The following is a 9,935-nucleotide window of genomic DNA, read 5'->3' on the forward strand; positions in this document are numbered from 1 at the left end:
CCATGGCCCGACCCGGACGACAGCTGGCAATGCTCTGCACGACGCTCTTCCTCGCTGCCGCACCGGCCCTGGCCGACACCCGCGTCGCGCTGGTGGTCGGCAACTCCGAATACGAGGCGGTGGGCAGGCTCGAGAACCCTCAAAACGACGCGCTCGACATCTCGGTGGCCCTCGAGGGGCTGGGGTTCGAGGTGCATACCGGTCGCAACCTCACAAAGGCGGGCATGCGCCAGACCACCCGCGATTTCGCCGCCGCCGCAGCGCGCGCCGACGTGGTTCTGTTCTACTATGCCGGCCACGCCTTCCAGGTCGACGGGCGCAACTACCTCCTGCCCACCGACGCTGCGCTCAGCACCGTCACGGACATTCCCGAGGAGACGGTGGCGATCAACGAGGTGCTGCGCGCGATGGAGGCCTCTCCGGGGATGAAGCTGATCTTCCTCGACGCTTGCCGTGACAATCCGTTCGGGCAGGTGCTCGAGGATGCGCCGGGGGTGGGAGACGGGCTGGCGCGGGTGGGGACGGACGCGAACTTCCTGTTCGCCTATGCCACCCAGCCCGACAACGTGGCCTATGACGGCACCGGACGGAACAGCTTCTTCACCGAGGCCATGCTGCACCACCTCTACACCCCCGGGCAGGACATCTCGGAGCTTATGATCTCGGTGCGGCGCGACGTCCTGGCGGCCACCGGCGGACGGCAGATCCCTTGGGAGAACTCGTCGCTCACCCGCAGCTTCATGTTCGACGAGAGCCCGGTGACGGTGTCCGAGGAGGCGCTGTTCTACCAGGTGGCCACCGGGGCCAAGGATCCCGACCTCCTGCGGCTCTATCTCGAGACCTACCCGCAGGGTGCCCATGCCGAAGAGGCGCTGGCCTTTCTCGATACCGGCCTCAGCACCCGCGCGCTGGGGCTGGCCGATGCGTCGGGCGAACAGGAAGAGAAGTTCTGGGCGCTGGCCCGGCGCAGCCGCCTGCGCCCTCTGCTCGAGGTCTATCTCGAGCGCTACCCCGAGGGCGCCCATCACGCCGAGGCGCAGCGGCTGATCGCACTTCTTCCGCCGCTCGAGAGCGCGTCGGACGGCGCCCTCTGCGAGCGCCTTGCCACCCACCCGCGCGACGCCACTGCGGGCAATCCCGGCGTGCCCTTCGCGCGCCTGCAACAGAACGCGGTGGCGGCGATCCGGGCTTGCTCGGCGGCGGCGATCCAGTCGCCGGAACTCAGCCATTACGTGGCGCTGCTGGCCCGTGCCACCGCTGCCTCGGGCGACCTGTCGCGCGCCATCGACCTCTATCTCAGCGCCGCCGAGCGCGGCGACCTGCGCGCCATGGTCAGCCTCGCGCAGCTGAAGGAAAACGGCACCGGCATGGCGCAAGACATCCCCGGTGCGATGCGGCTCTACGAACGTGCCGCCGAGGGGGGCAGCCAGGACGCGATGATCAACCTCGCGATCACCCTCTTCGAGGGCAAGCTGCTGCCGCAGGACGCCGACCGCGCCATCGCACTCCTGAAGCGCGCCGCGGCCGAGGGCGCGCCCAAGGCGGCCTTCAACCTCGGGGTACTGGCGCAGGACGGCGCGCTTGGCGATCCGGCCGAGGCGCTCGACTATTTCCGCCGCGCCGCCCGCGACGGCGAGGCGCAGGGCTATCTCGCCGCCGCCATCCTGCTCGACGAGGGGCGCGGCGTGGCCCGCGACCCGAATGCCGCCGCCGACGCGCTATTGCGCGGGGTGGCCGAGGATGACGGCACCGTGCTGACCCAGCTTACCCGCAACAGCGCGGACTGGACCCGCGAGACGCTTTCGGCGGTGCAAGCGCGGCTGGCGCAGGCGGGCTTCTACGCCAGCGCCATCGACGGGCTGCCGGGGCCGAACTTCACCGCCGCGCTCACCAAGTGGCGCAACGGCGGCTTCGATGCCGCCCTGCTGGCGAACTGAGCGCCGCGACGGAGGCCCCACGACACGTGAACCACAAGCGGAGGACCACCGACATGACGAAGACATTCAGGCTTACCGCAGCGCTGACAGCACTCGCGCTGCTCGCGGGATGCGTCGAGGACAGCGGCAGCGTGACGAGCGCGCCGATGGAGGCCTCGCCGGCGGGTCCGCCCTTCATCACCACCTTCGACGGCTCTGTCAGCAACGAAGCGATCAGCGCCTGCCGGGCCGAGCTCGAATCGATGACCGAGGGCGTCGTGACCGCGGTGGGCTCGGAGTTCTCCGAGGCTGCGACCGCCGTCTACCTGCGCGTCGGCGCCAACGGTGCGCCGTGGCGCTGTCTCGTCTCGAGTGACGGATCGAACCCCTCGGTGATGTTCATGGGCGACGAAGGCGCGCTCTGAGGCCGGGGTGTTCTGCTGCCCCACCATTGTCCTTTTCCGGCCCGCTGGCCTAGACAGGCACAAAGGCAAGCGACCGGGAAGGGCCCAGCATGGAATATCTCGACCAGAGCCTGAAGGATCTGTTCGTCGATCTGCATTGCTCGGGCTTGTGGGTCGATGAAAAGGCGATCTCGGATTCGATCCTGCGGGCGCCGGCGGAAGAGATCTGCGCGGCATACGACAGGGCGCGCTTGGAGGGTCATGTCGATCTGCAGGCCTTCTACGATCGCTGGTTCGTCCCGGCACAAGCGCCCGGCGACGCCTACCACACCAATCCCGATCATGACGCGCGGCAGCATCTCGAGGCGGTCTGGCCGCATCTCACCCGCCCCGCCGACGACACGGAAGAGCGGTCGACGCGGTTGCCCCTGCCCCGTCCCTACGTGATCGCCGGCGGGCGCTTTCAAGAGGCCTATTACTGGGACAGCTACTTCACCCAGCTGGGGCTGCTGCGCAGCGGGCGGACCGCGCTGGTGCGCGACATGCTCGACAATTTCGACCATGCCCTGAACGAGATCGGCTTCATCCCGAACGGCTTCCGTTCGTATTTCCTGACCCGCTCGCAGCCCCCGTTCTTTTCCTCGATGGTGGCCGATTTCGGCCGCGCCACCGGCGATCCGGCGGGCGCTTTCGCGCGCTACCTGCCAGCGATGGAGGCCGAGTACCGCTTCTTCATGGAGACGCCGCGCAACCACGAAGGTCTGGCGCGCTACTGGGATGCGGGCGATGGCCCGCGCATCGAGATGTATGCCACCGATCTCGACTGGGAAAATCATGCGCAGGCCCATCCTCGATTTTTCCGCGACCTGCGCGCCGCCTGCGAGAGCGGTTGGGATTTCTCCTCGCGCTGGCTGAACGATCCGGCGGATCTCGGCACCATCCGCACCACGCGGATCTGGCCGGTGGATCTCAACTGCCTGATGCTGCGCATAGAAGAGCTGCTGGCCGAGGCGACCGCACTGGCTGCGCCGGACCGCTCCGCGCAGTACGCCGCCGCGGCCGAGACCCGGCGCGCAGCGATCTCGCAGCGCTTCTTCGACCCCGAGCGCGGCTATTTCTTCGACCTCTCGATCGAGGATGGCGGGCGCATCCCGATCACCAGCGCGGCGGGGCTCTTCCCGCTCTGGGCCGGTGCCGCGACGCCCGATCAGGCCGCGCGCACCGCGGACTGGGCCGAGCGCCACCTGCTGCGCGCCGGCGGGCTCCTGACCACCGACATCGAGAGCGGCCAGCAATGGGACAGCCCCAACGGCTGGGCCCCGCTGCAATGGATCGCGGTGCAGGGCCTGCGCCGCTACGGCTTCGATGCGCTGGCCGAGACCCTGCGCACCCGCTGGCTTGCCACCTGTGACACGGTGTTCCGCGAGACCGGAAAATTCGTCGAGAAATACAACGTGCTCGACCCGCTCTCGCGCAGTGGCGGCGGCGAATACGAGCTGCAGGACGGCTTCGGCTGGACCAACGGCGTCTATCTCGACCTTGCGGCGCAGGACGGCTAAGCGCCTGTCCCCCTCCCAACGTCGCGCGTCGCCAGCGCCCCGTGCTGGACTTGGCGCCCGATCTGCGCCATGCAGGTCGGCAAAGACAGTTGGAGGTCAAGATGGCAGATGGCACCTTTGCAGTGCTGCTTCTGGTAGCAGGTCTGACGGATATGGGAACGAATTACTGCGGCACGCCAACCGGTTGCCTCGGGGCCGGCGAGCAGGAGTCGCGGCTTTCATTCTCGGCCGGCAACGTGATCGAGCGGCGCGCCGAAGAGGGCTTCGAGGTTTCGATGCGGTACGATTTCGCCCGCATGATCGGCCCGTTCGGCCAGGCCGTGGGCCTGTCCTGGGGCGAGGAGAGCGGCTCGTGGGTCGGCTATGGCTGGACCTGGGGCACCACCTTCGGAAAGAGCCCGTTCTACACCGAGCTGCACGCCATGCCCGGGCTCTACGCCGCGGCTGACGATTTCGACCTGGGCGGCCCGATCGAATTCCGCTCGGGCATCGAGTTGGGCTACGAGAACCGCAACGGCTGGCGCTACGCGGTGAGCTACGACCACCGCTCCAATGCCGGGATCTATGATGAGAACCCGGGCGTGGAGACGGTGAATTTCAAGGTCAGCATACCGCTGCGCTGACCCCGCACCCGGATCCAAACCACCCGGACGGCCCCCTCCCCGCGAGGCGGGCCGTTTTCTTTTGCCGCTCGGGATCGACCGGGGGCAATGTCCAGCAGCTCTGCGGAGGCGGGAGTGTCAGGTGCCAAGAGAACCGACGTCTGTGTCAGATCGCTGCCCCAAATCGCATGGGAAAAGGAAAACGGCCGTTCGTGCCTGGCACAGCGAATGACCGAAAAGAGCCCTCTTTGACTGATGCTGCGACGGTGACGAGCGGCAGGAATGATGCAGAAGCGGCATTGCAAATTCAAACGTACAGTCCAAAGCCTACTTTCGGCAACTGACTTCCACCGCTGTGGCCTGTCAGAAACGACAGTGCGGCGCGGTCAATCCTCCTTGCTTCAGCGTGTGTAACAACCTAGTGTTTCCAGAGTCAAAAACGGAGGGGATTTGACGTGGCAATTGAGCAAGCGCCGTCAGGATTGGGCCGTTTTGAAAAAGTTGTTATTTACTCGTTGCTTTCAATTTCGACAATCGCCTCATGCATCTCCTTATATTTTTCAGGCTATAGAAGCAATCTATTAGAAGAGGGCAGGCTGAAACTAGAGAGCAGTATGCTTGACCTGCGGCGCGAGAGCCAGAATCAGATTGCATCACTCAACGATTTAAGTATTTCTATTGCACGTCAGGAAAAATCAGAAAATACTATCAATCAGCGCATTAAGATTCTTGAACTAATACAAAAAGCACAGCCAAGTGTAGAAATAACTGCGTATAAGGCCAACAACACGCAACAGTTGGCTAGTGTAGGGTTTTGCTTGTTGAATAAGTCCGACTTCTCGGCGAATGTCTCTTTAGAAGATGTAGAATTTAGAGCGATCGGACCTTTAGGTGAAGAACAGCAAATAATTCAGCCTTACTTGTTCGAACCGTTTTATAGTATAGGGCTGATGATGCCAAGCCACGCCCGGGTGTATAGCATAAGATTCAGGTTGAAGGACTTTGCTCGTGAGAGTCGTGGGTTTCGCATGTCTGCTAAGTTCAAGGTTTCGTCACCAGAACTTGTGACTACAGAAATTATTGCGATCTCGAGGGATCTCGGAGTAGAGGTTGATACAGAGTTATTTACGAACGACCTTACTTATCATTTTAGCTTTAACCGTGGCTATTTTAGTACAGAATTTTACTCGGAATGTGGCTAGAGCACTAAATTGTGTGCTTCGTAGCCACAACTTGAAGTCCGCTTCGGGCTGCTGTTGTCGTTGCATCGAATCTGGCGAGCGGCGGGAAGGTCCGCTCAGCGAACCGTCGGGTGTCCGGCACCGAAGGTTTAGTTTGGGACGCGAATGCTTGGCATTGGTGCCGGGATTACGTGGCATGGCCTTCCGGCAGGATTCAGAAAACCCATAAGTTTGAGTCGCTTTCGAATGGCAGACCACAGCGAACAGTGCCGAACGCGGATGTTCTTCCAGAGGCGGCCCCCACGCCCGCGTGAAGCCTGTGCACTGGCTCTTGTCGGTTCAGGAGGCGTTGTTGCGCAAATCTAGGGGATTCATCTCGTGAATCCAGCATGCTAGCCGGGCAGCATGAGCAGACCTCCGAAGCCGACCTACAAGACCACCAACTGGCGCAGCTACAATCAGGCGCTGAGGCGGCGCGGATCGCTGACCGTCTGGTTCGATCCCTTGATGCAATGGAAAGCGGCGCCGTCCGGGCGGCGCGGTCGCCAGCAAACCTATAGCGACGCCGCAATCCAGGCCTGTCTCACCCTCAAGGTCCTCCTCGGGCTGCCGCTCCGCCAGACGACGGGGTTCGTGGCGAGCCTGCTGGAACTGTCCGGGCTGGGGTGGTCCGTTCCTGACTTCAGCACGCTGTCACGTCGTCAGAAGACCTTGGACGTCAGCATCCCGTATCGCGGCTCCAAGGGGGCGCTTCACCTGCTAGTAGACAGCACCGGCATCAAGGTGGAGGGCGAAGGCGAGTGGCACACGCGCAAGCATGGCGGCTCGAAACGGCGTGTGTGGCGCAAGATCCACCTCGGGATCGACGAGCAAACATTGGAGATCCGGGCCATCGAGGTCACGTCCAGCAATGTCGGCGATGCGCCGATGCTGCCAGATCTGCTCGCCCAGATTCCGGCGGAGGAGGAGATCGCCACGGTGACGGCCGACGGCGCCTACGACACGCGCGCCTGCCACGATGCCATCGCCGCCCGTGACGCGGCAGCGGTCATTCCGCCGAGGCGGACCGCGAGGCCATGGGAGCCGGACACTGCCGGAGCCCGGGCGCGCAACGAAATCCTGCGGGCGTCAAAGCACCTGGGCAGGGCGCTCTGGCGGAATTGGAGCGGGTACCACCGCCGCAGCCGGGTCGAAACGAAAATGAACTGCGTGAAGCAGCTCGGCCAGCGGCTGATGTCACGGGACTTCGACCGCCAAGTGGCAGAGGTCCAGATCCGCGCGGCGGTCATGAACCGCTTCACGGCTCTCGGCATCCCGATGACCGTGGCCGCAGGATAGGTGTGTCTGGGGAAAGGGGGACTGCGGTCACCAGCTGATTTGTCCAACAACGCCGGTTCAGGACGGGAGAAAGAGCTGGGCGACCAAGAAATATGACATAGGCCACATCGCCCGGATTTTCGCTGGTCGGTGTCTCCGGAAAATTTCAGCTTCTGGGCACCGACCGACCAGCCGGACTGCACTTTCGCCGGGCACGCTACCCGCCCGCACCGCTTGCAGGAATTCCAGCTCAGCACCTCGGGCGGGATCTGTGACCCGCCGCCGGACAGCAAGTCGGACGCAAGAAATGCCTCCCCGCTCTCCTTTGGCTGCGGGCACGCACGAAGGGAGCCCCCATGAAACGTGCCTGCCGAGCTGCGATCTTGCGTCCCGGGTCTTGCGGTCCTCAGCTGGGGCTGCGCAGGCGCTCCAGATGCCCGGCGCGTAGCGCCTCGGGGTGGATGACACCCAGTTGCGCGGGCACGCTGGCCAGCCCAAGGATGCTCGCGATCGCGAAACGATGCCGCCCCCCGCCTCCGCGAAGGGGCTCTCCGTCCCGGGCGATGTGGAAGAAGATGCCTTCGTGTTCCCGCCGGAAATATCCGGGAAGCTCGCGGCGCGTGCGCAGCCTGCCGGTCCGCTGGGCCTCTTCGAAGACCCGGTCGAAGGTTTCGTACCGTGCCATGATGTCCTCTGTCGACCGCAACCCCTCGGAGACGCCCTTCTTCGCAATGATGGCGAGATGGTAGTCCACGATCCCGGTGTCCGCCCAGCTCATGCCGTGCACGAAATGGTCCCGCACCACGCGCATGGCCCGGGTTTCGGGGAGCGGCTCGCGCGACAGATCCCAGTCGCCCCCGCGGACCAGGCCGCTGTGGCGGCGTTTGAAAACCGGCGCAGACGCGCTTTTGTCGGGCGCATAGACGTGCCGCACATCGCCGGGACGAACAAAGATGCACTCGTCGCTGAGAGGCGCGCCGGGTCCGAAGCGCAGCCGGGTCCAAAGATCCCTCAATGCCTTCTGCGGAACCCGCGCCTCAAAGGTACGTCGAAGGTTCCGGGGATGCAAAGTCGGGTGGTCGGGCAGGATCATTCCGGGGTCTCCAACGTGACGGCAGGCGATGTCTGGCTGAGTTAGCGCTGCGCAGGCAGATTTCCCTGCCCCATATCCAACAAGGGGAAGACCATACCACCGGATTTTCGGGTTTGTGGACAGCTGCAGCCTTTATGCACGCAACGTTAACAAGAAGGCCCCGTACTCGTCGCAAGTTGCCTCTCCGCAAGCTGGCGCAGAGCACGGGAGTGACCACAGGCGCAGATCAGAGGATCTTAGGGTCGGCAGAGCATCGGGCTGGAAGGCGCGCCGTTTTCCTGTGCCGCTCGGGATGGGCCGCGAAACGACCTCACCTCGAGCGCTGGCGCGACGGCAGCACGCCGCGATGCCAGGTCCGCAAGAGAGCCGACCCAATATCGAAGCATACCGTCATCAGAGATCAGTGCTGGTCTTGTCTGCTTAGGAAGGGAGAAAGTGGTGGGCGACCTAGGAATCGAACCTAGCGTGCGTCTCCGCGAGGGAGTTACAGTCCCCTGCCACACCTTGCGGCCTGTCGCCCACTTTCTTGCCGACGCTGCCGGCGTGTGGCGCTGACTACAAAAGCCGCAAACCGGCGTCAACAGGAAAATCCCTTGCGGCGAAGACAAGGGAAAGGCAAGGGAACGGCACCGCAGGAAGAGAGGCGCGAGATGGTCAAGAAACCGAAATGGGTGGTCGAGAAGGAACAGGCAAAGAAGGCCAGGTCCGCCGAAACCGTGTGGCTCTTCGGCCTGCACGCGGTGCGCGATGCGCTGCTCAATCCGCGGCGCGAGAAGCTGCGCCTGATCCTCACCCCCAATGCCGAGGCCAAGCTCGCCGACGCGGTGGCCGAGGCCGGCATCGCCCCCGAGATCCACGACCCGCGCAAGTTCGGCGCCCCGCTCGATCCACAATCGGTGCACCAGGGCGCGGCGCTCGAGGTGAAGCCGCTCGACTGGGGCCGGCTCGACGACGTGGCGGTGCGCGACGACGACCGCCCGGCGCGTCTCGTGCTGCTCGACCGGGTCAGCGATCCCCACAACGTGGGCGCCATCCTGCGCTCCGCCGAGGTGTTCGGCGCGCAGGCGGTGATCGGCGTGCAGCACCACTCCGCCCCCGAGACCGGCGCGCTGGCCAAGACCGCCTCCGGCGCGCTCGAGCGGCAGCCCTACCTGCGCGAGCGCAACCTCGCCGACACAATCCGCACACTGCAGACGATGGGTTATCTCGTGCTGGGCCTCGACGGCGAAGCGGAAGGCACCATCGAGCAGGCGCTCGAGGGGCTGCGCGACCGCCCGGTGGCGCTGGTGCTCGGTGCCGAGGGCCCGGGCCTGCGCGAAAAGACCAAGACCACCGTCGACAAGCTGGTGCGCATCGATTTCGCCGGCGGCTTCGGCTCGCTCAACGTCTCCAACGCCGCCGCGGTCGCCCTCTACGCCGCCCGGCCCTGACCTTGCCGGGCGCGCCTCTCGCGCCCATATCGACCCGATGCCCAGCACCAAGATCGCCACCTGCAGTTATTGCGGCACCCGCGCCGCGCTGGTCCTCGACCGGGGCCGGCACGAGCTTGCCTGCAGTTCCTGCGGCGCGCCGCTGCACGAGCTCAAGCAACTCCGCCCCGAGGCCGTCGACCGCGATGCCCCGCGCCACCGGCCCACGTCATCCGAGAAAGAGGCAAAGACGCGCGCCAAGGCCCTGCGCAAGGCACAGAAGAAGCGCAGCAAGAAGAGCCTCGGCAAGAAGGCCGCCAAGGGCCTCTTCGACCTGCTCGAAGACATCTTCGACTGACCTGCACCACCCCGCGCCGCCCCGCCCCTTCTCTGGTTCAAATACCTTCGGGGGTGAATGCGCCCAGGACGGCAGAGGGGCAGCGCCCCCTCCCGC

9 protein-coding genes and 1 tRNA gene are annotated in these 9,935 nt (G+C 64.8%); 8 read left to right on the forward strand and 2 right to left on the reverse strand.

Going from position 1 to position 9,935, the window contains the following annotated elements; translation table 11 throughout:
* The first annotated feature begins 2 nt into the window (after positions 1–2).
* The 6 genes from R2601_RS00155 to R2601_RS00175 all read left to right on the forward strand — a co-directional run bounded on the left by R2601_RS00155 (position 3) and on the right by R2601_RS00175 (position 7,000).
* The gene (locus tag R2601_RS00155) at positions 3–1,937 is read left to right on the forward strand and encodes a caspase family protein (protein ID WP_254656020.1); all 1,935 of its coding nucleotides are present in this window, start codon (positions 3–5) and stop codon (positions 1,935–1,937) included.
* 53 nt (positions 1,938–1,990) lie between these two features.
* Positions 1,991–2,341 (forward strand): hypothetical protein, encoded by a 351-nt coding sequence (locus tag R2601_RS00160; protein ID WP_007791742.1) that lies wholly within the window; start codon positions 1,991–1,993, stop codon positions 2,339–2,341.
* A gap of 89 nt (positions 2,342–2,430) precedes the next feature.
* Positions 2,431–3,879, forward strand: coding sequence for a trehalase family glycosidase (locus R2601_RS00165; RefSeq protein ID WP_007791744.1), 1,449 nt, complete (start codon positions 2,431–2,433; stop codon positions 3,877–3,879).
* A 101-nt stretch (positions 3,880–3,980) separates the two neighbouring features.
* Entirely contained in the window at positions 3,981–4,502 is a 522-nt protein-coding gene (locus R2601_RS00170) for an acyloxyacyl hydrolase (RefSeq protein WP_040544961.1), read from the forward strand.
* 434 nt (positions 4,503–4,936) lie between these two features.
* On the forward strand, positions 4,937–5,683 hold the full coding sequence (locus tag R2601_RS26580; protein WP_144266885.1) for a hypothetical protein: 747 nt from the start codon (positions 4,937–4,939) through the stop codon (positions 5,681–5,683).
* Positions 5,684–6,067: 384 nt separating this feature from the next.
* Positions 6,068–7,000, forward strand: a complete 933-nt coding sequence (locus tag R2601_RS00175) for an IS5-like element ISRssp5 family transposase (protein WP_007791754.1) — start codon at positions 6,068–6,070, stop codon at positions 6,998–7,000.
* Positions 7,001–7,385: 385 nt separating this feature from the next.
* Here the strand turns inward: R2601_RS00175 and R2601_RS00180 are convergent, their stop codons facing one another.
* Both R2601_RS00180 and R2601_RS26740 read right to left on the reverse strand, forming a co-directional pair.
* Positions 7,386–8,072: a hypothetical protein gene (locus R2601_RS00180; RefSeq protein WP_040544160.1), complete on the reverse strand. Its 687-nt coding sequence runs from the start codon at positions 8,070–8,072 to the stop codon at positions 7,386–7,388.
* A 436-nt stretch (positions 8,073–8,508) separates the two neighbouring features.
* Positions 8,509–8,592, reverse strand: a tRNA-Tyr gene (locus R2601_RS26740).
* Between the two features lie 130 nt (positions 8,593–8,722).
* Here R2601_RS26740 and rlmB point away from each other — a divergent pair.
* Together rlmB and R2601_RS00190 are read left to right on the forward strand one after the other, a co-directional pair.
* Positions 8,723–9,502, forward strand: coding sequence for a 23S rRNA (guanosine(2251)-2'-O)-methyltransferase RlmB (gene rlmB / locus R2601_RS00185; RefSeq protein WP_007791761.1), 780 nt, complete (start codon positions 8,723–8,725; stop codon positions 9,500–9,502).
* A 37-nt stretch (positions 9,503–9,539) separates the two neighbouring features.
* On the forward strand, positions 9,540–9,839 hold the full coding sequence (locus R2601_RS00190; protein WP_007791763.1) for a hypothetical protein: 300 nt from the start codon (positions 9,540–9,542) through the stop codon (positions 9,837–9,839).
* The last annotated feature ends 96 nt before the right edge of the window (positions 9,840–9,935 follow it).

It is taken from the genome of Salipiger bermudensis HTCC2601 (genome assembly GCF_000153725.1).
GTDB classification, from domain to species: domain Bacteria; phylum Pseudomonadota; class Alphaproteobacteria; order Rhodobacterales; family Rhodobacteraceae; genus Salipiger; species Salipiger bermudensis.

Coding starts and splice junctions, on each gene's coding strand:
- R2601_RS00155 (WP_254656020.1), top strand. CDS start 3: ATGGCCCGACCCGGACGACAGCTGGCAATGCTCTGCACGACGCTCTTC.
- R2601_RS00160 (WP_007791742.1), top strand. CDS start 1,991: ATGACGAAGACATTCAGGCTTACCGCAGCGCTGACAGCACTCGCGCTG.
- R2601_RS00165 (WP_007791744.1), top strand. CDS start 2,431: ATGGAATATCTCGACCAGAGCCTGAAGGATCTGTTCGTCGATCTGCAT.
- R2601_RS00170 (WP_040544961.1), top strand. CDS start 3,981: ATGGCAGATGGCACCTTTGCAGTGCTGCTTCTGGTAGCAGGTCTGACG.
- R2601_RS00175 (WP_007791754.1), top strand. CDS start 6,068: ATGAGCAGACCTCCGAAGCCGACCTACAAGACCACCAACTGGCGCAGC.
- R2601_RS00180 (WP_040544160.1), bottom strand. CDS start 8,072: ATGATCCTGCCCGACCACCCGACTTTGCATCCCCGGAACCTTCGACGT.
- rlmB (WP_007791761.1), top strand. CDS start 8,723: ATGGTCAAGAAACCGAAATGGGTGGTCGAGAAGGAACAGGCAAAGAAG.
- R2601_RS00190 (WP_007791763.1), top strand. CDS start 9,540: ATGCCCAGCACCAAGATCGCCACCTGCAGTTATTGCGGCACCCGCGCC.